The organism is Actinacidiphila sp. bgisy167 (genome assembly GCF_057707665.1).
In genome coordinates, this window is sequence record NZ_JBYIQP010000069.1 from 1 (window position 1) to 20,873 (window position 20,873).

Annotated in this window: 22 protein-coding genes, 1 pseudogene and 1 riboswitch; of the genes and pseudogenes, 12 read left to right on the forward strand and 11 right to left on the reverse strand. The window is 73.1% G+C overall.

From position 1 onward, the window contains the following. Positions 1 to 22 precede the first annotated feature (22 nt). The gene (locus AC3ET4_RS23160) at positions 23 to 499 is read right to left on the reverse strand and encodes an SAV_6107 family HEPN domain-containing protein (protein ID WP_431952447.1); all 477 of its coding nucleotides are present in this window, start codon (positions 497 to 499) and stop codon (positions 23 to 25) included. 370 nt (positions 500 to 869) lie between these two features. On the opposite strand from AC3ET4_RS23160, the gene AC3ET4_RS23165 reads away from it, so the two are divergent. From AC3ET4_RS23165 to AC3ET4_RS23175, 3 genes are all read left to right on the forward strand, one after another. Then, positions 870 to 1,481, forward strand: coding sequence for a TetR/AcrR family transcriptional regulator (locus tag AC3ET4_RS23165; RefSeq protein ID WP_431952449.1), 612 nt, complete (start codon positions 870 to 872; stop codon positions 1,479 to 1,481). Positions 1,482 to 1,760: 279 nt separating this feature from the next. Continuing rightward, positions 1,761 to 2,375 carry a DUF4126 domain-containing protein gene (locus tag AC3ET4_RS23170; protein WP_431952451.1) on the forward strand — a complete coding sequence of 205 codons (615 nt, stop codon included), beginning with the start codon at positions 1,761 to 1,763 and terminating at the stop codon, positions 2,373 to 2,375. A gap of 10 nt (positions 2,376 to 2,385) precedes the next feature. After that, positions 2,386 to 3,918, forward strand: coding sequence for a phytoene desaturase family protein (locus AC3ET4_RS23175; RefSeq protein ID WP_431952453.1), 1,533 nt, complete (start codon positions 2,386 to 2,388; stop codon positions 3,916 to 3,918). Positions 3,919 to 4,043: 125 nt separating this feature from the next. Here the strand turns inward: AC3ET4_RS23175 and AC3ET4_RS23180 are convergent, their stop codons facing one another. The 5 genes from AC3ET4_RS23180 to AC3ET4_RS23200 all read right to left on the reverse strand — a co-directional run bounded on the left by AC3ET4_RS23180 (position 4,044) and on the right by AC3ET4_RS23200 (position 8,617). Beyond that, positions 4,044 to 5,012 (reverse strand): hypothetical protein, encoded by a 969-nt coding sequence (locus AC3ET4_RS23180; RefSeq protein ID WP_431952455.1) that lies wholly within the window; start codon positions 5,010 to 5,012, stop codon positions 4,044 to 4,046. A gap of 56 nt (positions 5,013 to 5,068) precedes the next feature. Beyond that, positions 5,069 to 5,986 carry a methylenetetrahydrofolate reductase [NAD(P)H] gene (metF, locus tag AC3ET4_RS23185; RefSeq protein WP_431952457.1) on the reverse strand — a complete coding sequence of 306 codons (918 nt, stop codon included), beginning with the start codon at positions 5,984 to 5,986 and terminating at the stop codon, positions 5,069 to 5,071. Positions 5,987 to 6,184: 198 nt separating this feature from the next. Continuing rightward, positions 6,185 to 6,892 carry a thiamine phosphate synthase gene (thiE, locus tag AC3ET4_RS23190; RefSeq protein ID WP_431952459.1) on the reverse strand — a complete coding sequence of 236 codons (708 nt, stop codon included), beginning with the start codon at positions 6,890 to 6,892 and terminating at the stop codon, positions 6,185 to 6,187. Between the two features lie 48 nt (positions 6,893 to 6,940). Further along, positions 6,941 to 7,306, reverse strand: coding sequence for an Rv2175c family DNA-binding protein (locus AC3ET4_RS23195; protein WP_431952461.1), 366 nt, complete (start codon positions 7,304 to 7,306; stop codon positions 6,941 to 6,943). A gap of 150 nt (positions 7,307 to 7,456) precedes the next feature. Further along, positions 7,457 to 8,617: an NAD(P)/FAD-dependent oxidoreductase gene (locus AC3ET4_RS23200; protein WP_431952515.1), complete on the reverse strand. Its 1,161-nt coding sequence runs from the start codon at positions 8,615 to 8,617 to the stop codon at positions 7,457 to 7,459. Between the two features lie 126 nt (positions 8,618 to 8,743). Next, positions 8,744 to 8,857: riboswitch (TPP riboswitch) on the forward strand. Between AC3ET4_RS23200 and thiO the strand changes: the two genes are divergently transcribed. The 6 genes from thiO (at position 8,854) to AC3ET4_RS23230 (ending at position 14,768) form a co-directional block, all read left to right on the forward strand. After that, positions 8,854 to 10,023 carry a glycine oxidase ThiO gene (thiO, locus tag AC3ET4_RS23205; protein ID WP_431952463.1) on the forward strand — a complete coding sequence of 390 codons (1,170 nt, stop codon included), beginning with the start codon at positions 8,854 to 8,856 and terminating at the stop codon, positions 10,021 to 10,023. It overlaps the preceding riboswitch by 4 nt. Next, positions 10,020 to 10,238 carry a sulfur carrier protein ThiS gene (thiS, locus tag AC3ET4_RS23210; RefSeq protein ID WP_431952465.1) on the forward strand — a complete coding sequence of 73 codons (219 nt, stop codon included), beginning with the start codon at positions 10,020 to 10,022 and terminating at the stop codon, positions 10,236 to 10,238. Before thiO ends, thiS begins: the two co-directional genes overlap by 4 nt. Positions 10,239 to 10,242: 4 nt before the next feature. After that, a complete protein-coding gene (locus AC3ET4_RS23215; protein ID WP_431952467.1) occupies positions 10,243 to 11,046 on the forward strand; it encodes a thiazole synthase in 804 nt (267 codons plus the stop codon). Positions 11,047 to 11,331: 285 nt separating this feature from the next. Continuing rightward, a complete protein-coding gene (pknB, locus tag AC3ET4_RS23220; RefSeq protein ID WP_431952469.1) occupies positions 11,332 to 13,233 on the forward strand; it encodes a Stk1 family PASTA domain-containing Ser/Thr kinase in 1,902 nt (633 codons plus the stop codon). Then, positions 13,221 to 14,123 (forward strand): deoxyribonuclease IV, encoded by a 903-nt coding sequence (locus tag AC3ET4_RS23225; RefSeq protein ID WP_431952471.1) that lies wholly within the window; start codon positions 13,221 to 13,223, stop codon positions 14,121 to 14,123. The genes pknB and AC3ET4_RS23225 overlap by 13 nt, the downstream gene beginning before the upstream one ends. Positions 14,124 to 14,207: 84 nt before the next feature. Next, a complete protein-coding gene (locus AC3ET4_RS23230; protein WP_431952517.1) occupies positions 14,208 to 14,768 on the forward strand; it encodes a DUF4396 domain-containing protein in 561 nt (186 codons plus the stop codon). Between the two features lie 62 nt (positions 14,769 to 14,830). Here AC3ET4_RS23230 and AC3ET4_RS23235 read toward each other — a convergent pair whose 3' ends face one another. Beyond that, positions 14,831 to 15,445, reverse strand: a complete 615-nt coding sequence (locus AC3ET4_RS23235; protein WP_431952473.1) for a sulfite oxidase-like oxidoreductase — start codon at positions 15,443 to 15,445, stop codon at positions 14,831 to 14,833. Between the two features lie 161 nt (positions 15,446 to 15,606). Here AC3ET4_RS23235 and bfr point away from each other — a divergent pair, with 161 nt between their 5' ends. Further along, the gene (gene bfr / locus AC3ET4_RS23240; protein WP_431952475.1) at positions 15,607 to 16,086 is read left to right on the forward strand and encodes a bacterioferritin; all 480 of its coding nucleotides are present in this window, start codon (positions 15,607 to 15,609) and stop codon (positions 16,084 to 16,086) included. 39 nt (positions 16,087 to 16,125) lie between these two features. On the opposite strand, the gene AC3ET4_RS23245 is transcribed toward bfr, so the two are convergent. Continuing rightward, entirely contained in the window at positions 16,126 to 16,437 is a 312-nt protein-coding gene (locus tag AC3ET4_RS23245; RefSeq protein WP_431952477.1) for a (2Fe-2S)-binding protein, read from the reverse strand. 127 nt (positions 16,438 to 16,564) lie between these two features. Continuing rightward, on the reverse strand, positions 16,565 to 17,914 hold the full coding sequence (locus AC3ET4_RS23250) for a class II 3-deoxy-7-phosphoheptulonate synthase (protein WP_431952479.1): 1,350 nt from the start codon (positions 17,912 to 17,914) through the stop codon (positions 16,565 to 16,567). 278 nt (positions 17,915 to 18,192) lie between these two features. Here AC3ET4_RS23250 and AC3ET4_RS23255 point away from each other — a divergent pair, with 278 nt between their 5' ends. Further along, complete coding sequence (locus tag AC3ET4_RS23255) at positions 18,193 to 18,711, forward strand: hypothetical protein (RefSeq protein WP_431952481.1); 519 nt, start codon at positions 18,193 to 18,195, stop codon at positions 18,709 to 18,711. A gap of 80 nt (positions 18,712 to 18,791) precedes the next feature. Here AC3ET4_RS23255 and AC3ET4_RS23260 read toward each other — a convergent pair. Continuing rightward, positions 18,792 to 19,406: pseudogene (locus tag AC3ET4_RS23260) on the reverse strand (anthrone oxygenase family protein); the annotation flags it as partial. A gap of 52 nt (positions 19,407 to 19,458) precedes the next feature. Here AC3ET4_RS23260 and erm point away from each other — a divergent pair. Further along, positions 19,459 to 20,208 carry a 23S ribosomal RNA methyltransferase Erm gene (erm, locus tag AC3ET4_RS23265; RefSeq protein WP_431952519.1) on the forward strand — a complete coding sequence of 250 codons (750 nt, stop codon included), beginning with the start codon at positions 19,459 to 19,461 and terminating at the stop codon, positions 20,206 to 20,208. A 22-nt stretch (positions 20,209 to 20,230) separates the two neighbouring features. Here the strand turns inward: erm and AC3ET4_RS23270 are convergent, their stop codons facing one another. Then, a complete protein-coding gene (locus AC3ET4_RS23270) occupies positions 20,231 to 20,815 on the reverse strand; it encodes a Uma2 family endonuclease (protein WP_431952521.1) in 585 nt (194 codons plus the stop codon). Positions 20,816 to 20,873: the final 58 nt, after the last annotated feature.

Sequence of the window (20,873 nt, forward strand, 5' to 3'; positions counted from 1 at the left end):
GGGCCGCCGCCCCGGCGGCCGATCAGGCGGGGCGGCCGGTCCGCCGCCCGTCCGGAACGGGTCGCAGCGCCGGCATGCGCTCCACGAGCCGCAGGAACGTCTCCGACGCGCGGAGGAGGTCGTCGGCCTCGCGGGCGCCGGCCGCGCCCTGGATACCGGCCTCTGCGCGGGCGCGCCGACCGGCCCCCGCTTCGAACAGAGCGCTCCACTCGGCCAGTTCGGGCGCGACCTCGGGGAGGACCTCCCACGCGCTGCGTATCCGCTGGCGGCCCCGCCTGGTGCCTTCCGGGCGGCCGCGCACCGCGAGGACGGCCGCCGCGGTACGCAGCGCGGCCAAGTGGGCGGTGACGAAACGGTCGTTGGCGCTCTCCAGGACAGCCGCCTCCTCAAGGCCCCGCCGGGCCTGGGCGAACAGGTCGAGGGCGGCCGCGGGGGCGGTGGTCCTGCGCGGAACGGGGTGGACGTCGGCGGCGCTGCCGCTGAGGCCTGGCGCGGTCATCGCATACCTCCTGTCTGGGACGTGTCCGACACTTCCCTGCCTTCCTCACTCATCGTGAAGCACACCACTGACAATCGCTGTGACCTGCACACTTTGGCCGCGGGCCACCGACGGCGCCCGGAATTCGCGGTCCGACGACCCCGTCGGGTACCTTTTTTGCACTGACCGGTCAGTTCAGGAAAGGGGCGCCCCCTGTGAGCACCCGGGCGTCAGGAGGCGCAGCAGGGGCCGACGTGCGCCGCGGACGCCGCGTGCGCCTGGCGGAGCGATTCCCTGACGGGAGCGCAGGCACGGCATACCCTCCAGCCCCGCCCCGCAGAGACTTCGTCTCCTCCCGCCCGCAGAGCGGGCGATCCACGAAGGGAACCCGATGAACAGCGCACGACGGCGGGCCACCCGGCAAAGGCTCTTCGCGGCCGCGGTCACGCTCATCGCCGAGCAGGGTTTCTCCGCCACCACGGTCGACGAGATCGCCGAGCGGGCCGGGGTGGCCAAGGGGACCGTCTACTACAACTTCGGCAGCAAGAACGAACTCTTCGAAGAGCTGCTACGGCACGGGGCCGGTTTGCTGACGGCCTCCCTGCGGGAGGCCGGCGCGGAGGTCGTGGCGCGCGGTGGCGGCCACGTGGACGCCGTCGACGCGATGACCCGGGCGGGTCTCGCCTGCATCGCCGCATACCCGTCCTTCACGCGGCTGTACGTGGCCGAGCTGTGGCGGACCAACCGTCCCTGGCAGGGCACGCTCATGGTGCTGCGCAAGGAGGCGGTCGCGGTTGTGGAGCAGGCACTGGACGACGCGGTGGCGGCGGGCGAACTCTCGGAGGAGACCGATGTGCCGCTCACGGCGGCCGCCCTGTTCGGGATGGTGCTCGTCGCGGCGCTGGACTGGTTGTCCTTCCAGCCCGAGCGTTCGATCGACGACGTGCACGCTGCCCTGTCGCGGCTCCTGCGGGGACGCCTCGCGGGGGACGCCCGCGCCTGAGCCCCGTGCGACGGCACGCCGCCCGGAGCGGCCCGATCCCCCGTCGGGCCGTTCCAGGACGGCACCCCCCGCGCACCGGCCGGGCGCCGCGCCGTTCCGCCGCCCCGTGTCGGCGGTGCCGGCGCCGTGCCCTTCCGTTGCCTCCACCTTGGCCTGCGGGCCGGTCCGGCCTCATCCGCGCGGATACTCAATCCGGGTCCTGAGTACGGATACTCACTGCCTGAGCCGCGGCGCTCCAATGAGGCGGCGCCGCCCGGGGTTTGGGTAGCATCACGGCCCATGTCGGTACTTCCGCTCGTGTTCACCAGCGGCTGGGCGAGTGGGATCAACGCCTACGCCGTGGTCTTCCTCCTGGGCCTGATGGGCGCCACGGGTCTCAGCGACGACATTCCGCCGGCTCTGGAGCGCCCCGACGTCCTGATCGTCGCGGGCGTCCTGTTCCTGTGCGAGGCGGTGGCGGACAAGATCCCCTATGTGGACAGCACATGGGACGCCGTCCACACGGCGATCCGGCCCGTCGCCGGAGGCGTGGTGGCGGCCCTGCTGGCCGGTCAGGACGGTTCGCTGCCGCAACTGGCGGCGGGCGCGGTCGGCGCGACCACGGCGCTGGTGAGCCATCTGGTGAAGGCCGGACTGCGGTTGGGCGTCAACACCTCGCCGGAGCCCGCGAGCAACATCGTGATCAGCCTGGCCGAGGACGCCGGCGTCGCCTCGATCATCGCCTTCGCGGTCTTCCACCCGGTGGCCGCGGCGAGCATCGCAGCCGCACTGCTGGTGGTGGGCATCGCCCTGGTGTTCTTCGTACAGTCGCGGATCCGCCGCGCCTGGCAGCGCTGGAGGGCCTGGAGGGAACGCCGCAGGCCGGGTCGCGGCGTTGTCGGCGGCTGGGGTTAAAGTCCCCTTCATGGCACGGATTGCGGTGATCGGCGCCGGGATGGGCGCCATGGCTGCCGCCGCCCGGCTCGCTACGGGCGGGCACCGGGTGGCGGTGTACGAACGAACCGGCACCCACGGAGGTGCGGTGCGGCGCCTGGAGCGGGCGGGTTTCGGGTTCGACACCGGCCCCGGTCTGCTGCACCTGCCCGCGGTCTACCGCGACCTGTTCGTCAAGACCGGCCGGGAGAGCCTGGAGGAGAGCGTCGCCCTCCGCCAGGTCGACCCGGCGAGCCGCCATGTCTTCGCCGACGGCACCTCCGTGTCGCTGCCCAACGCGTCGCGCGGCGGGGTGGTCGCGGCCCTCGACGAGGCCCTCGGCAGCGGCGCGGGCGAGCGCTGGAGCGAGTTGCTGGTGCGGGCCCGGGAGGTATGGGACGCCACGCGCCGGCCGCTGCTGGAGGACGCGCTCGCGCGCGACGCCTCCCCGCTCGGCCGCGATCCGTATCCGGCGCCTCCCGTACGCCGAGGCCTCCTCCGGCGCGGCGCGGCACCCGCCTTGGCCGACGTGGCCCGCCGCGAGCTGGCCGATCCGCGACTCGCCGCGCTGCTCGGCTCCTACCCCTTGGCGTACGGTTTCGACCCGCGCACCGTGCCCGCGAGCGCCGCGGTGCTGCCGTACATGGAGCAGACCTTCGGCAGCTGGTATGTGCGCGGGGGCATGCGGGCACTGGCCGACGCCGTGCAGGAGCGGTGCGTGGCACGGAGAGTGGAGTTCCACTTCGGGACCGTGGTGGCGGGGATCGTGGTGAAGGACGGCCGCGCGGCCGGCCTCGAACTCGCCGACGGTACAAGGGTCGACGCCGACACCGTGGTCGCCGGGGTGGCTCCCTGGCTGCTCCCCCCGTTGCTGTCGGACGGCTCCGGCGACACCTGGCCGGCCGCCCGGGTGTGGGACGGCCTCGGCCCCGGCCCCCGCTGCGAGGGCCCCGCACGCCTGACGGTCTGCCTGGCGCTGCGCGGTGCGCGGCCCGCGGACGCGGCGCACCGTACGGTCGTCCACACCGAGGACCTCGAGGCCGAGGCGGCGGCGCTGGCGCGCGGCGAGTTGTACGACCGCCCGACGGTCACGGTGCTGCGCCCCGACGACGACACGCTGCGGCCCGACGACGCCTCGGAGTCGGTCACGCTCGGCGTCACGGTCCCCCCGCACGGCTCCTCGGGAGTGGACTGGCGGGCGCCGGGCCTGGCCGAGCGCGCCGCGGACGCGGTGCAGGCGGCCGCTGCGGCGGTACTGCCGGACCTGCCGGAACGCCTGCTGTGGCGGGCCGTGCACACGCCCGCCGACACCGAGGAGGAGACCGGCACTCCGGGCGGACGACTCCCCCGCCCCGCCCTCGCCGGCGCGCAGGGAGCGCACCTGCACCCCGGCAACCGGCTGCTCGTCCCGGGTCTGTACCAGGTGGGCGGTTGGTCCCACCCCGGCGGCGGCCTCGCCCACACGGGCATGTCCGGCGCCATCGCCGCCGACCACATAGCGGGCGGCCCGGGCGGCAGCCGCTGAGACCGCCCCTGCCCGCGAGGCACCGGTGAACACCCCTCCCCGCCGAGGAGGTTGAGGTGCCGACGGCCGGCCGGACGTCCGGCCGGAGCGGGCCCGTCGTCGCCGACGGGCCCGCGACCCAGTCGCTAGTTGTACCGGTAGGGGTCGTACGGGTCGTACTGCCCCTGCCCCTGCCCCTGCTGGTCGTAGGAACCCTGCTGCGGGATGTAGGGCTGCTGCTCCCCACCCTGCTGCGGCACCCACACGCCGCCCGCCGGGGTGTCGTAGCCGTACTGCTGCTGAGGGGCGCCCTGGCCCTGGTTCTGGCCCTGGTTCTGGCCCTGATAGGGGTCCTGGTAGCCACCGTAGGCCGCCTGCTGCTCCCAGCCACCGGTCTGCTGCTGCCCGTAGGCCTCGTACGAGGCGGCGGCGGGCTGCTGTTGCTGCTGACCGCCGTTCCAGTCGCCGTAGCCGGTGGTGGCCTCGTAGCCCTGGTAACCGGCGCCCGCGCCGGCGTACGGGTCCTGGGCGTAGGAGGGCTGGGCCTGGTTCGGCTGCCCGCCGTACATCGGGTACTCGCCGCTGTCCTCGTGCATCGGCATCGGCTGGTAGACCTGCGTGGAGTCCATGCCGGCAGGCGCCGCGGCGGCAGGGCCGGCGGCGGTGTGGGCGGCCTGGGCATCGTAGGGCTGCCCGGCACCCGCACCGGCGGGGGCCTCGACGCCGGGCTCCTCGTACGGGGGCGCCACGCCGTCGGCGGGCGCCTCCTCGTGCTGCGCGTCCCGGCCGCGGCGACCGGCGCCCCGACGCGGCTGCGGTGCCGCGTCATCGTCGTCGTCCTCGCCGTCACCATGGCCCTTGGGCGCCTTGAGCGCCCAGCCCTCGACGAAGCCGCGGCGGTAGGAGAGGGTGACGAAGGTCTGGCCGACGCCGAAGGCGATGGCTCCCGCCGCGATGACGAGGATCGAGGGCAGGGTGACGCCCAGGACGACGCCGAGGAATCCCGCGAAGGCCAGCAGCCGCCATCTCAACCGCGCCTTGTACTGCAGGAGCACTTCACCGAGCAGCCACAGCGCGACCACCCCGAAGGCGATGTAGAGCACTGCGTAGGCCATGCGCGCACTTCCTCACCATTCACCGTCGTCGGCCAACCAGGGCGGCTGTTCCGCCCTTACGACCTCTGGTGCAGTCCCAGATTCTCGTAGATCTCCAACGACGCCGTGGAGTGATTAAGGGTAATGAAGTGCAGCCCCGGGATGTCCTCGGCCATCAGCCGCCGACACATCTCGGTCGCGTACTCGACCCCGATCGCCCGCACCGCGGCCGGATCGTCGTTGACCGCGAGGATACGGTCCGCAAGCTCTTGCGGGAAAGGCGCGTTGCCGAGCTGGGCGAAGCGCTCGATCTGCCGCACGTTCGTGACCGGCATGATCTCGGGGATGATCGGGGTCTCGCAGCCGGCCTTCTCGACCCGGTCACGCAAGCGCAGGTAGTCCTCGGGGTTGAAGAACATCTGGGTGATGGCGTAGTCCGCGCCCGCCCGGCACTTCTCGACGAAGTGACGCGTATCACTTTCCCAGTCGGTCGAGCGGGGGTGCATCTCGGTGAAGGCGGCCACGCCCACGCAGAAATCGCCCGACTCCTTGATGAGCCGCACGAGTTCGTAGGCGTAGTCGACACCTTCCGGGTGCCGCTGCCACTCCCCCATGGGGTCGCCGGGCGGGTCGCCGCGCAGCGCGAGCATGTTGCGGATGCCGGCGTCCGCGTACTGGCCGATGATGTTCCGCAGCTCGGCGACGGAGTGGTTGACCGCGGTCAGATGCGCCACCGGGGTCAGGGTGGTGTCGGAGGCGATGCGTTCGGTCGCCCGGACGGTGCCCTCGCGCGACGTGCCGCCGGCGCCATAGGTGACGGAGACGAAGGTCGGGCCCACCGCCTCGATGCGGCGGATCGCGTTCCACAGGGTCCGCTCGCCCTTCTCGGTCCTCGGCGCCATGAACTCGAAGGAGTACGAGCGCTCGCCGGAGGCCAGCAGCTCACGGATGGTGACCGCGTGATCGGTTCTGGTGGAGGCGGTTCCGAGGGCCATGCGCCTCAGGCTAGTGGCGCGGGGTCCGGCGCCCCAACAGCGGCGCCCAAACGTCCATTCCTTGGACAGTCCGCGCTCGCGACGCGGGACGGATCCCCGGCCGCCCCCGTGCCCTGCGCACCGCGACCCCAGCGCGCCGCCGTACGGCCCTCTCACGCCCCCGTACGGCCCGCGTGAGCCCCCGCCCCGGCCGCGGGCTCAGTCGTCGTAGGAGCGCACCCGCTTGGCGAGCTCGGCCGCCGCGGCGCCCGGGTCGTCCGCCTCGGTCACGGCGCGGACGACCACGATGCGGCGGGCCCCGGCGTCGAGCACCTGCTCCACGGTGGACAGGTCGATGCCGCCGATCGCGAACCACGGGCGGTCCGTCCCCAGGCCCGCCGTGTAGCGGACCAGGCCGAGGCCGGGGGCGGGTCGGCCGGGCTTGGTGGGGGTGGGCCAGACCGGCCCGGTGCAGAAGTAGTCCGCACCGGGCTCCACGGCGGCAGCGGCCGCCTCGGCCTCGGAGTGGCAGGACCGCCCGATGACCACTTCCTCGCCGAGGATCGCGCGGGCGGCCGGCACCGGCAGGTCGCCCTGGCCCAGGTGCAGGACGTCCGCCCCCGCGGCGTGCGCGACGTCGGCGCGGTCGTTCACCGCGAGCAGCCTTCCGTGCCGTCGGCACTCCTCCGCGAGCACCGCCAGGTACTCCAGCTCCTCGCGGGCCTCCAAGGCCTTGTCGCGCAGCTGGATGACGTCCACCCCGGACGCCAGCACGGCGTCCGCGAACGCCGCGAACTCCGCCAGGCCCCCATGGCGCTTGCGCGCGTCGGTGCACAGGTAGAGCCGGGCGCCGGCGAGCCGGGCCCGGCTGCTGCCGGGCGCGCCGGCAGAACTGCTGCTCGTGCTGGTGCTCACGGGCGTGCTCATGCGAGCGGTCCCCCTCGGGTGGCTGCTGTGGGTACGGCGGGTCGGGCGTCAGACGGCGAGCGCCTGGGCGCGGCGCTTCACCTCGGTGCCGCGGTTGTCACGCAGCGCCTGGACGGGGGTGCCGGGCAGGCTCTCGTCCGGGGTGAACAGCCACTCCAGTGCCTCCGCGTCGCTGAACCCGTCGTCCTTGAGCAGGGTGAGGGTGCCCGCGAGGCCCTTCACGATCTTGCCCTCGCCGATGAAGTCGGCGGGGATCATCAGCACCCGGTTCTCACCGCGCCGCACGGCGATGAGCTGGCCTTCCTTGATGAGCTGGCGGACCCGGGTCACCTCCACGCCGAGGCGCTCGGCGACGTCGGGGACGTACAGCCAGGAGGGAACGAGGGAGTCAATCTTTGCGTCGATCTCGGTCACAGGACAAGCGTGCCATCCCGGACCGACACGATGGAACCGCTCGGCCCACCCGTTGCTCCGTCCTGACGCGTACGCCGCGCCCCTGAGGCCCGTGGACGCGGTCCGCGCGGTCCGCAGGCCCCCTGCCCCGGGCCGCGGGTCGACCGCGGGTCAGACGACCGCGGCCCGGAGCTGCACCGCCGGGTCGGCCGCCAAAGCCTCGTCGACGCGGGCGCCGCGGGCGATGAGCTTGCGGGCCTGGGCCAGGTCACGGGGCCGCCCGACGGCGAACAGCGCGACCAGCCGGCCCTCGCGCAGCCACAGCACCGACCAGGCGGGGCCGTCCGGGTCGCCGCGCAGCAGCATGGGATCGGCGTCCCCGTGGTGTCCGGCGTACTGCACGAAACGCCCGAACTGCTCCGACCAGAAATAGGGGACGGGATCATAGGTCTCGTCGCCGCCCAGGATGTTCGCTGCCGCGGTGCGCGGCCCCTGCACCGCGTTGTCCCAGTGGTGGATCAGCAGCCGTTCCCCGTACCGGGCCGACGGGAAGGACGCGCAGTCCCCGACGGCGTACACGTCCGGCGCCGAGGTGCGCAGCCGGTCGTCGGCGAGGACCGAGCGGTCCGGCCCCAGCGCGACGCCGGAACCGGCCAGCCACCCGGTGGCGGGCCGCGCGCCGATCCCGACGACGACCGCCTCGGCGTCGAGCACGGTGCCGTCGGTGAGGCGTACGGCTCCCGCCTCGACGGAGGAGACGACCGCGCCGGTGCGCAGCTCGACGCCCTCCTCCGCGTACCAGCCGCGCATCCGTTCGGCGATGTGCGCGGGCAGCACCCCGGCGAGCGGCCGGTCGGCGGCCTCGACGACGGTCACCTCGCACCCCGCGTGGCGTGCCGCGGTGGCGAACTCGGCGCCGATCCAGCCCGCGCCGACCACCACGACCCGGTTCCGGTTCTCCAGCACCGGGCGCAGCGCGGTGGCGTCGTCCAGGGTGCGCAGCACATGGACGCCGGGCGTGCCCTCGCTGCCGGGCAGCATGACCGGCTCGGCACCGCTGGCCAGGACGAGCTTGTCGTACGCGACCGGGCCGCCGTCGGTCCGGACCTGCCGCTCTTCGGGGCGCAGGGCGACGGCCTGCCGGCCGAGCAGCAGTTCGACGCCGATGCCGGCGAAGTCCACGTCGAGTGCCGGGCCCTCCTCGGCGCCGAAGAGCACGCCCTTGGACAGCGGCGGCCGGTCGTAGGGGGCGTGCCGTTCCGCGCCGATCAGTGTGATCGTGCCGCCCCATCCCTGCTCGCGCAGGGAGACCGCGGTCTGGACTCCGGCCATCCCGGCCCCTACGACGACGGCGCGCTGCCCGCTGCTGCTGGTCACGCGATCACCGTAGCGCCGCGGGGGCGCCGCCCGCCGTACCGGTGCCCTACTCGCCGCGGACGGCGCGTACTAATGTGGGTGGGGAGTACTCGCGGGAGCCCGGCGCACCGGGCTGAGAGGGCGGCTGGAGCGGCCGCCGACCGTACGAACCTGATCCGGGTCATGCCGGCGAAGGGAGGAGCGGGAACATCATGCACCGTCATGACACCCGTGACGTGGTCCATGACGTCGTCGTGATCGGCGGCGGGATCATCGGGCTGGTCACCGCGTGGCGGGCCGCCCAGCAGGGCCTGCGCACCGTGGTCGCGGACCCGGAACCGGGCGGCGGGGCCGCCCGGGTGGCCGCGGGGATGCTGGCCCCGGTCACGGAGGTGCAGTACGGCGAGCAGGCGCTGCTGGAGTTCAACCTCGCCGCGGCCGCCCGCTATCCGTCCTTCGTGGCGGAGCTGGAGGAGAGCACGGGGCTGGGACTCGGGTACCGCACCTGCGGCACCCTGGCCGTCGCCCTGGATGCCGACGACCGCGCGCAACTGCGCGAACTCCACGCCTTCCAGCAGTCCTTGGGTCTCGCATCCGAGTGGCTCGGCGGCCGTGAGTGCCGCCGCCTGGAACCGATGCTCGCCCCCGGCGTGCACGGCGGCCTGCGGGTCGACGGCGACCACCAGATCGACCCCCGGCGGCTGGCGGCGGCACTGGTGCGCGCCTGCGAGCACGCCGGCGTGGACTTCCGGCGCTCGCGGGTGGCGAGGGTGGAGGTCGTGGCCGACCGCGCGCAGGGGGTCGTCCTGGAGGACGGCAACCGGATCGCCGCGGGAGCGGTGGTGCTGGCCGCCGGCAGCCTCAGCGGCCGGATCGAGGGGCTGCCCGCGCGGGTACTGCCGCCCGTACGGCCGGTGAAGGGGCAGGTGCTGCGGCTGCGGGTGCCGCCGGCGTACGCGCCCTTCCTCTCGCGGACGGTGCGGGCCGTGGTCCGCGGCGGCCACGTCTACCTGGTGCCGCGCGAGAACGGCGAACTGGTCGTCGGCGCCACCAGCGAGGAGATGGGCTGGGACACCACCGTCACCGCCGGCGGGGTGTACGAACTACTCCGCGACGCCCACGAGTTGCTGCCCGGCATCACCGAACTCCCGCTGGCCGAGACGCAGGCGGGGCTGCGTCCGGGCACGCCCGACAACGCCCCGCTGCTCGGCCGCGCCGCGCTCGAGGGACTGGTACTCGCCACCGGCCACCACCGCAACGGCGTCCTGCAGACCCCGCTGACCGGCGACGTCATGGCCGACGTCCTCACCGGGTCGCAGCCGCCCGCCCTGGCACGGCCCTTCTCCCCCGACCGTTTCGCCCTCCAGGAGCAGCCCGCATGACCGCGCCCCTCCTTGTGTCCGTGTCCGTCAACGGCGAGGTGCGGGAGGTCGCCGAGGGCGTCACCCTCGACCGCCTCGTCGCGACCCTGACCGCCGCCCCCTCCGGGGTGGCGGCGGCGCTCAACGAGACGGTCGTCCCGCGCGCGCAGTGGCCGGCGACCGCGCTGTGCGACGGCGACCGCGTCGAGGTCCTCACCGCAGTCCAGGGAGGCTGACCCCATGGCCGACGACCCGCTGACCATCGGCGGCACCGCCTTCGACTCCCGGTTGATCATGGGCACGGGCGGTGCTCCCAGCCTGGAGGCCATGGAGCAGGCGCTGCTCGCCTCCGGGACCGAGCTGACCACCGTCGCGATGCGGCGGCTGGACCCCACGGTCCAGGGGTCGGTGCTGTCGGTGCTCGCCCGGCACGGCATCCGCGTCCTGCCGAACACCGCCGGGTGCTACACCGCGGGCGAGGCCGTGCTCACCGCGCGCCTGGCTCGGGAGGCGCTGGGCACCGACTGGGTCAAGCTGGAGGTGATCGCCGACGAGCGCACCCTGCTGCCCGACCCTGTGGAGCTGCTGGACGCCGCGGAGACCCTCGTGGAGGACGGCTTCACCGTGCTGCCCTACACGAACGACGACCCGGTGCTCGCCCGGAAGCTGGAGGACGTGGGTTGTGCGGCGATCATGCCGCTGGGCTCACCCATCGGCTCGGGGCTCGGCATCCGCAACCCGCACAACTTCGAGCTCATCGTCGAGCGGGCGGCGGTGCCGGTGATCCTGGACGCGGGGGCGGGGACGGCCTCGGACGCGGCGCTGGCGATGGAGCTGGGCTGCTCGGCCGTCATGCTGGCCTCCGCCGTCACCCGGGCGAGGGAACCGGTGCTCATGGCGGAGGCGATGCGGCACGCGGTCGAGGCCGGCCGCCTGGCGTACCGGGCCGGACGCATCCCCCGCCGTCACCATGCGACCGCCTCCTCGCCCACCGCGGGGGTCGCCGCGTTCGACCCGGAGCGTCCGGCCTTCGGCGCCTCCTGACCGGCGGCAGGCGACGCGGCCGCGCCGTGCGCGGAATCCGCGCACGGCCGGCGCGGCACCGTGCCGGACCGGGACGGGCGCACGGCCGCGAGCGGGACCGCAGCCGCACCGCCGCCGGGGACCGGCCGCCAGGATCGCCCACCGCCCGGCACCGCCACCGGGACCGCCCGGTGCCGACCCCCCGCCGGACCCGTGTCACGGGCCGGTTGCGGTACGACACGGGTGGGGTACAACCTGGGCGGCTTAGCCCAGAAGGGTCATGTAGGCACCGTAAAATGCACCTTCGTGGACAGGACGCTGCAGGACCCGCTCGTCGGGCAGACGCTCGACGGCCGCTACCGGGTGGAGTCCCGGATCGCGGTCGGCGGCATGGCGACGGTGTACCGGGCCCTGGACACCCGCTTGGACCGGCCTCTGGCCCTGAAGGTCATGCACCCCGCGCTGTCCGCCGAACCCGGCTTCGTGGAGCGCTTCATCCGCGAGGCGAAGACCGTCGCACGCCTCGACCACCCCAATGTGGTGCAGGTCTACGACCAGGGCGCCGACGACACCTATGTCTACCTGGCCATGGAGTACGTCGCCGGCTGCACCCTCCGCGACGTGCTGCGCGACCGCGGGGCGCTGCCGCCCCGCGCCGCGCTCGACATCATGGAGCCGGTGCTCGCCGCGCTCGGCGCGGCGCACCGCGCGGGGCTGGTGCACCGGGACATGAAGCCGGAGAACGTCCTCATCGGCGACGACGGCCGCGTCAAGGTGGCGGACTTCGGCCTGGTCCGGGTGGCGGGCACGCACACCAGCACCTCCACCAGCGGCGTCCTCGGCACGGTCTCGTACATGGCGCCGGAGCAGGTCGAGAGCCTCACGTCCGACGAACGCACCGATGTGTACGCGTGCGGGGTGCTGCTCTACGAGATGCTCACCGGCGTCAAGCCGCACCGCGGCGGGTCGCCCGCACAGGTCGTCTACCAGCTGGTGAACGAGGACGTGCCCGCCCCGTCCGCCACCGCCCCCGGACTGCCCCCGCAGCTGGACGCGCTGGTGGGCGAGGCGACCGCGCGCGCCGCCGCCCGGCGCCCGGCCGACGCCGCGGAGCTGCTGCGACGGCTGCACGCGGCGCGCCAGGGCATGACGCCCGAACAGCTGGACCTTGTGCCGCCGGCCGCACGCACCGCCGGACCCCTTTCCGCCGTCGTGCCCGCCGGTTCCGAGGAGCCGACGGCGGTGGTGCACCGCACCGCGCGCCTGGAGCTGCCGCCCGAGCCGACCCGGCCGCAGCCCCGGACGGCGGCCCGGCCCGCGTCGCGGTCCCGCAGGCGACCCGGTGCGGTCGCGGTCGTGACGTCCCTGCTGCTGATCCTGGGGGTCGGCGCGGGCGTCTGGTACATCAACGACGGGCAGTTCACCAGGACCCCCGCCGTCGTCGGGCTGCCCCGGGCGCAGGCGGAACGCCAGCTGCGCGAGGCCGGGCTGGACGTCGAGGTCGTCGAGGCCTTCGACCCCGCCATGAGCAAGGGGAAGGTGGCCTCCACCGACCCGGGCACCGGTGAGCGCATCCGGGGCAACGGCACGGTGACGATCACCGTGTCCAAGGGCCCGGAACGGGTCAAGGTCCCCGGCGTCGCGGGAGAGGAGCTGGCCGAGGCCGAGCGCCTTCTCAAGGCCGCGGGCCTGAGCCCGGGGACGGTCTCCAAGGAGTTCAGCGACGAGGTGTCGCGGGGTCGGGTGATCTCCACCGACCCGGGCTCGGGTGCCGAGAGGCGGCCGGGCTCGGCCGTGTCGCTGGTGGTCAGCAAGGGAGCGCCCGTCGACGTCCCCGACCTGGTCGGACAGCCGCTGGAGGACGCCCGCCGGCAGCTGGAGGACGCCGGGCTGAAGGTGAAGGTGGCCCCGCGGCGGGTCTTCTCGGACCAGGCGGACGAGGGCGCGGTCGCCGGTCAGTCACCAGGCGCGAGCACGCGGCTGGCGGCCGGCGACACGGTCACGCTGACCGTCTCCAAGGGGCAGGAGATGGTCCGGGTGCCCGAGGTGGAAGGCTTGGACGTCGACGAAGCGAAGGCGAAGCTGGAGGCCGCGGGCTTCGACGTCCGTGTGATCCAGTTCTTCTTCACCGGCCAGGTCAACAACCAGTCGCCGGCCGGCGACACCGAGGCACCGAAGGGCAGCACGATCACACTGTGGGTGCGATAGCCACATCCGGGGGCGGCGCCGCCGCGCTCCGCAACCCCGTGGGGGGCCATGTCGCGGTGGCCGGCGGGCTGGCCGCCACCGGGCTGGCGGAGGCCGCGCGGATGGGCGCCGAGACCGTGCAGGTCTTCGTCGCCAACCCCCGCGGCTGGGCGACCCCGCCCGGCAGTCCGCGGCAGGACGCGGAGTTCCGCGACCACTGCGCCGCGCAGGGCGTTCCGGCCTACGTCCACGCGCCATACCTGATCAACTTCGGTTCGCACACCGAGGCGACCGTCGACCACTCGGTCGCCTCGCTGCGCCACTCGCTGCGCCGGGCACGGGAGATCGGCGCCCTGGGCACGGTCGTGCACACGGGCTCGGCGACCGGCGGCCGTTCCCGGGCCACAGCGCTCGCGCAGGTGCGGGAGCGGATGCTGCCGCTGCTGGAGGAGCTGACGCACGAGGACGACCCGTGGCTGCTGCTGGAGCCGACCGCGGGGCAGGGCTCCTCGCTCTGCTCGCTGGTGGAGGACCTGGGTCCGTACTTCGACGCCCTGGACCACCACCCGCGGCTCGGGGTCTGCCTGGACACCTGCCACGTGTTCGCGGCCGGGCACGACCTGTCGGCGGCCGGAGGGGTCAAGGCCGCACTGGACGCGCTGGTGGCGACGGTCGGCGAGGGACGCCTGAAGCTGATCCACGCCAACGACTCCAAGGACGTCGTCGGCGCCCACAAGGACCGGCACGAGAACATCGGCGCCGGTCACATCGGCGCCGCCGCCTTCGGGGAGCTGTTCCGGCACCCTGCCACGGAGGGTGTGCCGCTGATCGTGGAGACACCGAACGGCGGACCCAAGGGCACCGGCATGGCCCGCGACGTGGCCCTGCTGAAGTCGCTGCGCGGTGCGTGAACCAGTGCCGGAATACCCCAGGGGGGTATACGGTTGTCACGGGTGAACGGCACGACGAGCCGGCACGATCTCTGGGGACGCAGGATGGAGCACGTCGAGCACTTCCACCGGGACCACCACGACACCGCGCAGCACGACGACCCGCACCACCACGACACCGCGCAGCACGACGACCCGCACCACCACCAGGGCCACGGCCGCGGCGCCGGCTCGGCCTCGTGGGGCACCGCCGCCCTGGCCACGCTGCACTGCCTCACCGGCTGCGCCATCGGCGAGATCCTCGGCATGGCGATCGGCACCGCCCTCGGCTGGCACGACGCCCCGACGATGGTCCTGGCGATCGCGCTGGCCTTCGTCTTCGGCTACGCGCTCACCGTACGCGGCGTCCTCCGCGCCGGCCTCGGCCTGCGCAGCGCCGTACGGGTGGCGCTGGCCGCCGACACCGTCTCGATCCTCTTCATGGAGATCGCGGACAACGGGACGATCCTGCTGCTCCCGGGCGCGATGGAGGCCACGCTCTCGGACGCGCTGTTCTGGGTCGCCCTCGCCCTGGCGTTCGCGGTCGCCTTCCTGGTGACCGCTCCGGTCAACAAGTGGATGATCGGCCGCGGCAAGGGCCACGCGGTCGTGCACCACTACCACTGACCGGCAGCGGCGAGAGTTGGGCAGGGGGCCTGGCGCGAGGTCGGCGGCAGGGTCGGGGGCGGCTACAACTCCGGCCCGTCGCCGGGCTCCTCCTGGTAGGAGTAACGCTGCTCGTTCCAGGGATCGCCCAGGTTGTGGTAGCCGCGCTCCTCCCAGAAGCCGCGGCGGTCGGACGTCATGTACTCCACGCCCCGGACCCACTTGGGGCCCTTCCAGGCGTAGAGGTGGGGCACGATCAGCCGGACCGGGAAGCCGTGCTCCGCGGTCAGCGGCTCGCCACCGCGGTGGGTCGCGAATATCGACTTGGGGTCGGCGAAGTCGTCCAGCCGCAGGTTGGAGCTGAAGCCGTACTCGGCCCAGATCATGACGTGCGTGACGTCCGGCGCGGGGGGCGCGAGCCGCAGGATCTCGGCGGCGGACACGCCGCCCCACTCGACCCCGAGCACGCTGAACCTGGTCACACAGTGGAAGTCGCCCATGACCGTCGTGTACGGCAGCGCGGCGAACTCCTCGTGGCCCCAGGCGCGTTTGGCGCCGTCGGCCGTGGCGCCGAAGACCTGGAACTCCCACCGCTCGGGCTTGAACCTGGGCACCGGTCCGTAGTGGGTCACCGGCCAGCCCCGCTGGATCCGCTGCCCGGGAGGAAGCTCTCCTTCGCGGCGTTCGGACTGACCCATGCGTCCATGGTGACAGACCGAATGCAGTGCTCACGACCAGCACCCGGCCAAAGTATGACAGCAGGGGTCAGAAGAGTAAGTGTGGACTTACTGGATCACTACCACCGCCGATGCGAAGATGCGCCCAATGTGCCCATTCCTCCGGAAAGGACGGGCTTGCCATGCAGGGCGACCCCGAGGTCATCGAGTTCCTGAACGAACAGCTGACGGGCGAGCTGACGGCGATCAACCAGTACTTTCTGCACTCCAAGATGCAGGAGAATTTCGGCTGGACGAAGCTCGCCGCGTACACGCGGCGCGAGTCCTTCGACGAGATGAAGCACGCCGAGGTGCTGACGGACCGCATCATCTTCCTCGAGGGACTGCCGAACTACCAGCGGCTCTTCCACGTCCGGGTGGGGCAGACCGTCACCGAGATGTTCCAGGTCGACCGCCAGGTCGAGGTCGAGGCGATCGACCGCCTAAGGCGCGGCATCGAGGTGATGCGGGCGAAGGGCGACATCACCTCGGCCAACATCTTCGAGGACATCCTCGCAGACGAGGAGCACCACATCGACTACCTGGACACCCAGCTCGAGCTGATCGAGAAGCTCGGGGAGCCGCTGTACATCGCTCAGGTCATCGAGCAGCCCGACAGCTGAACGGACCGGACCGCCCGCGGCCGGGGCCGGCCGGTCGCCTCAGGCGGCGCCGGCGGCCGCGGGCAGCGGAACCGTGACCGGCAGCGGCACGGGCAGGGGCAGGGGCAGCGCGGGCGGGACCGGCCGGGGCGCGGACGAGGGAGCGGGCTGCGCGGGTGTCGCGGTCTCGAGCTTCGTCCGGGTGACGCCACCCGCGCCACGGCCGAGAATCGCCTGTATCCGGCGCACACAGGAACCGCAGTCCGTGCCGGCCTTGCAGGCGGAGGCGATCTGGCGAGGGGTGCAGCGACCGGCGTCCGCATGCTGCTTGACCTGCTCTTCGGTGATGCCGAAGCATGAGCAGACGTACACGGTTCACCGCTCTCGTCATTCCGGTCTGAGGTAAACCTAACCTTACCGCCGGAACCGGTGGCTGAAAACCGACGAGGGGCGCGGATCGGTGTGATCCGCGCCCCTCTCACGCCCGCAAGGGGACGGCCTAGTGGCCGCGGTACATCTCCGCCACCAGGAAGGCCAGGTCGAGCGACTGGCTGCGGTTGAGCCGCGGGTCGCAGGCCGTCTCGTAGCGCTGGTGCAGGTCGTCGACGAAGATCTCGTCGCCGCCGCCCACGCACTCCGTCACGTCGTCGCCGGTCAGTTCGACGTGGATGCCGCCGGGGTGGGTGCCGAGGCCGTGGTGCACCTCGAAGAAGCCCTTGACCTCGTCGAGCACGTCGTCGAAGCGGCGCGTCTTGTGGCCCGAGGCCGCCTCGAAGGTGTTGCCGTGCATCGGGTCGCACACCCACGCGACCTGGGCGCCCGAGGCGGTGACCTTCTCCACCAGGTTCGGGAGCAGGTCGCGCACCTTGCCCGCGCCCATGCGCGTGATGAAGGTCAGCCGGCCGGGCTCGCGCTCCGGGTCCAGCCGGTCGATCAGCGCCAGCGCTTCCTCGGGCGTCGTCGTCGGGCCGAGCTTCACGCCGAGCGGGTTGCGGATCTTCGAGGCGAACTCGATGTGCGCGTGGTCGAGCTGACGGGTGCGCTCACCGATCCACACCATGTGGCCGGACACGTCGTACAGCCGGCCGGTACGCGAGTCCACACGGGTCAGCGCCGACTCGTAGTCGAGCAGGAGCGCCTCGTGGGAGGCGTAGAACTCGACGGTCTTGAACTCCTCCGGGTCCGCGCCGCAGGCGTGCATGAAGTTGAGCGCGCCGTCGATCTCCCGGGCGAGGGCCTCATAGCGCTGCCCGGACGGCGAGGAGCGGACGAAGTCCTGGTTCCAGGCGTGCACCTGCCGCAGGTCGGCGTAGCCGCCGGTGGTGAAGGCCCGTACGAGGTTGAGCGTCGCGGCGGAGGCGTGGTACATCCGCTTCAGGCGCTGCGGGTCCGGCACGCGGGCCACTTCGGTGAACTCGAAGCCGTTGACCGAGTCGCCGCGGTACGTGGGGAGGGTCACCCCGTCCCGGGTCTCGGTCGGCTTCGAACGCGGCTTGCTGTACTGGCCGGCGATCCGGCCCACCTTCACGACCGGCACGGACCCGGCATAGGTGAGAACGGCGCCCATCTGCAGCAGCGTCTTCAGCTTGTTGCGGATCTGGTCGGCCCCGATCTGGTCGAAGGCCTCGGCGCAGTCGCCGCCCTGCAGCAGGAACGCCTCACCCCGGGCGACAGCACCCAGGCGGTCGCGCAGCTGGTCGCACTCGCCTGCGAAGACGAGCGGCGGATACGACTCGAGCTCCGCGATCACTTCGCGCAGAGCCTCGGGATCCGGATACTCAGGCTGCTGCGCCGCGGGCAGTGAGCGCCAGGTCTGACGCCCGGCGATGGTTTCAGCGTTCACGGTCACGATGCCCACATTACGCGCTCGTGTCCGTTCCCTTGCCCTCTGGCCGGAAGATGAGACGACCGGGTGGACCATGCCGAGCCCTGTCCCAGGCGCCCGGAGCGGCCGCGGTGGCCGGAAGTGCGCGCGCTCGCGGGGCCGGCACACCGGCGCCACCCGGCGCCGGCCGGCGGCGGTCCGGCCCGCGCCCGAGCCCGGAAGGTCCACCCGGTGAGCCGGACCTCGGCCGGGGCATACGCTCGGCCCGCTCGCACACGGGGCCGAGAGAGGGGACCGCCGCCATGCCCACGCCGTCCGGGACGTTCACCTACGTCGGACCGCAGGACCTCCGCGCCGCCGTCGTCCGACCGGGCGCGGCGGGCCGCGCGGTGCGCGCACCGGACGACCTCCGGGAGTGGCTGGAGGGCGCCGCAGCCGCCAAACGCGAGGAGCCCTTCACGTACGTCGTGGACCCGGCCGGCACGCTCCTGCTCGCGCCGCGCCGCAGCGAGCACGTGGCGTGCGCCGGGGGCGGGCCCGTCCTCGCCGCCGGAGAGATCGCGTTCGCCGCACGGGAGGACGGCGGTTGGGAGGTGAGCGAGGTCAGCAACCAGTCGACCGGATACTGCCCCGACCCCGAACCCTCCTGGCCGGCCCTGGCGGCAGCCCTCGACCGCGCCGGGCTCGCCCGCCCCGGTTGGTTCACGCAGGCGGTCGTCTTCCGGCACTGCCCCCGCTGCGGCGAGCGCAACCTCGTCAAGGACGACGACTTCACATGTGCCCTGTGTGCCGCGCCGCTTCCGCGGCGACCCGGCCGCTGAGCACGAGCGCCCAGGCCGAGCAGCCCAGCGCGCCCGTGCAGGAGCGTGCGCACCAGGTTCCAGCGGACCCACGCCGCCTCGAACCGCTCGCGCACGTCGGCGATGTCCGCCCGGCGCGCGGGGTCCCCCGCCGCGTCCAGACTTTCGTTCAACGGGATGCTGACGCCGAAGGTGACGGCGAGCACCGCCAGGTAGAGCGCGGTCGCGGCGATCACCCACGGGAGCGGACCGCGGCCGTCCTCGCCGAGACAGAGCGCCACAGCGGCTCCCAACAGCAGCAGCGACCCGCCGAAGGCCAGCAGGAACCAGCCGTTTCGGATGGCGACATTGATGCGCTGCATCGCCTCGACGAGCGTGCGGTCGGCGGTCTTGGCCAGACCCGGCATGACTGCGACGGAGAAGGCGAAGAACAGCCCGGCCATGAGGCCGACGGCGACGGTGGCCGCGACGAGGACGGCGTCTCGGGACGTCATGGGCCCAGTGAAGCAGCGCGCGGGGAGACCGGACAGGGCCCGAACGCGCCTTTGCCGTGGGCGCGCGGGCTCCGGGACCGCGGAACAACCCGGGTCGGACCGCGGAAAACCAGGTGCGGAGCCGAACGGCGTCCCGATAGCGTGCGGGCCATGGGTTGCACCTACTACATCAGGCTGCGCCGGGCATAGCCGCGGCGCTCTTCGCCGCGGCATCGGGTCCATCGTCGGAACCTCTCATGTCGCGGAGTGCACACCCATGCCTCACCACCGATCCATGGTGGGCGGCCGGCACGAGCTCGGCCAGAACTTCCTCACCGACCGCGGGGTCATCGCCTCCATCGAGGCCCTTGTCGCCGCCACCAGCGGACCGATCGTCGAGATCGGCCCCGGCGACGGCGCGCTGACCCTCCCCCTCAGCCGTACCGGCCGCCCCCTCACGGCCGTGGAGATCGACCCCGGGCGCGCCCAGCGCCTCCAGCGGCGGCTGCCGCGCGGGGCCCATGTCGTCAACGCCGACGTCCTGCGCTACCGCTTCCCGCGCGAGCCGCACGTGATCGTCGGCAATCTGCCCTTCCATCTGACGACCACCATCATGCGGCGGGTCCTCGCCGCCGACCGGTGGGAGTCCGCGGTGCTGCTCGTCCAGTGGGAGGTCGCCCGCCGCCGGGCGGGCGTCGGCGGCGCCAGCATGCTCACCGCCTCCTGGTGGCCCTGGTACGGCTTCGCCCTCCACTCCCGCGTCCCCGCGCGCGCCTTCCGCCCGGTGCCCTCGGTCGACGGCGGCCTGCTCAGCATGACCCGGCGCCCGGAGCCTCTCGTCGGCGACCGCCGCGCCTACCAGGCCTTCGTTCAGAGGGTGTTCACCGGCCCGGGACGCGGTCTGCGCGAAGTCCTCGGCCGCACCGGGCACTTCGACGGCGCGGCGCTGCGCGCCTGGCTGCGTGCTGAACGCGTCCCCCCGTACGCCCTCCCCAAGGACCTCTCGGCCGAGCAATGGGCGTCGCTGTGGCGACTCGTGCGGTGAGCCGACCCGGCGGGAGAGCCGGCTACAGCCGCTCGATCCCGCCGAGGTCGATGTCCACGGCGAAGGGCACGGACACCTTGAGCCGGTCGTGGTGGATGCCGGTGGCGACGTAGGTCCCGGTGGCCGGCTCCCGTTCGAAGACGTAGACGACCGGGAGCCGGCCCTCGCCCTTCTCGACCCGCCAGAAGTGCGGGATGCCCGCCTCGGCGTACAGCTGCGGCTTGCGCTTGCGGTCCCGCTCCTCGGAGTCGGGTGAGACGACCTCGACGACCAGCACGGCGTCGGATGCCTGGTACCCCGTCTCGTCCGCGCCGTCGCTCGCGGCCTCGGCCCGCACCAGGACGAGGTCCGGCTCGGGCCGGTTGCGCCGGTTCAGGACGACGCTCATCTCCCGCCGTACCCGCAGCGTCTCCGGGGCCGTCGCCCGCAGACCCTGCTCCAGCAGGTACATGGCCGGCGAGTGGAAGCTCTTCTGCGGGCTCACGAACACCAGGCTCCCGTCGATCAACTCCGTGTGCGGCGGGAGGTCGGGAATGCGGTCCAGGTCGTCCGAGGTGAAGCCGCCACGCGGCGGAATCGCCCAGGCCGGCAGCGGTTCGGCGGTCATGGTTCCTCCCATGGACGGGATTCTGGACGCATCCCCGAGCGTACCGGGGCCGTATGTC

Bases quoted from the DNA above. Each gene is read 5' to 3' on its own strand.
- metF (WP_431952457.1), bottom strand. From the start codon at position 5,986: ATGGCCCTCGGAACCGCCTCCACCAGAACCGATCACGCGGTCACCATC.
- thiO (WP_431952463.1), top strand. From the start codon at position 8,854: ATGCACCGTCATGACACCCGTGACGTGGTCCATGACGTCGTCGTGATC.
- AC3ET4_RS23255 (WP_431952481.1), top strand. From the start codon at position 18,193: ATGCCCACGCCGTCCGGGACGTTCACCTACGTCGGACCGCAGGACCTC.
- AC3ET4_RS23170 (WP_431952451.1), top strand. From the start codon at position 1,761: ATGTCGGTACTTCCGCTCGTGTTCACCAGCGGCTGGGCGAGTGGGATC.
- AC3ET4_RS23200 (WP_431952515.1), bottom strand. From the start codon at position 8,617: ATGGCCGGAGTCCAGACCGCGGTCTCCCTGCGCGAGCAGGGATGGGGC.
- AC3ET4_RS23160 (WP_431952447.1), bottom strand. From the start codon at position 499: ATGACCGCGCCAGGCCTCAGCGGCAGCGCCGCCGACGTCCACCCCGTT.
- AC3ET4_RS23230 (WP_431952517.1), top strand. From the start codon at position 14,208: ATGGAGCACGTCGAGCACTTCCACCGGGACCACCACGACACCGCGCAG.
- AC3ET4_RS23235 (WP_431952473.1), bottom strand. From the start codon at position 15,445: ATGGGTCAGTCCGAACGCCGCGAAGGAGAGCTTCCTCCCGGGCAGCGG.
- thiS (WP_431952465.1), top strand. From the start codon at position 10,020: ATGACCGCGCCCCTCCTTGTGTCCGTGTCCGTCAACGGCGAGGTGCGG.
- thiE (WP_431952459.1), bottom strand. From the start codon at position 6,892: ATGAGCACGCCCGTGAGCACCAGCACGAGCAGCAGTTCTGCCGGCGCG.
- AC3ET4_RS23270 (WP_431952521.1), bottom strand. From the start codon at position 20,815: ATGACCGCCGAACCGCTGCCGGCCTGGGCGATTCCGCCGCGTGGCGGC.
- erm (WP_431952519.1), top strand. From the start codon at position 19,459: ATGGTGGGCGGCCGGCACGAGCTCGGCCAGAACTTCCTCACCGACCGC.
- AC3ET4_RS23165 (WP_431952449.1), top strand. From the start codon at position 870: ATGAACAGCGCACGACGGCGGGCCACCCGGCAAAGGCTCTTCGCGGCC.
- bfr (WP_431952475.1), top strand. From the start codon at position 15,607: ATGCAGGGCGACCCCGAGGTCATCGAGTTCCTGAACGAACAGCTGACG.
- AC3ET4_RS23215 (WP_431952467.1), top strand. From the start codon at position 10,243: ATGGCCGACGACCCGCTGACCATCGGCGGCACCGCCTTCGACTCCCGG.
- AC3ET4_RS23175 (WP_431952453.1), top strand. From the start codon at position 2,386: ATGGCACGGATTGCGGTGATCGGCGCCGGGATGGGCGCCATGGCTGCC.
- AC3ET4_RS23180 (WP_431952455.1), bottom strand. From the start codon at position 5,012: ATGGCCTACGCAGTGCTCTACATCGCCTTCGGGGTGGTCGCGCTGTGG.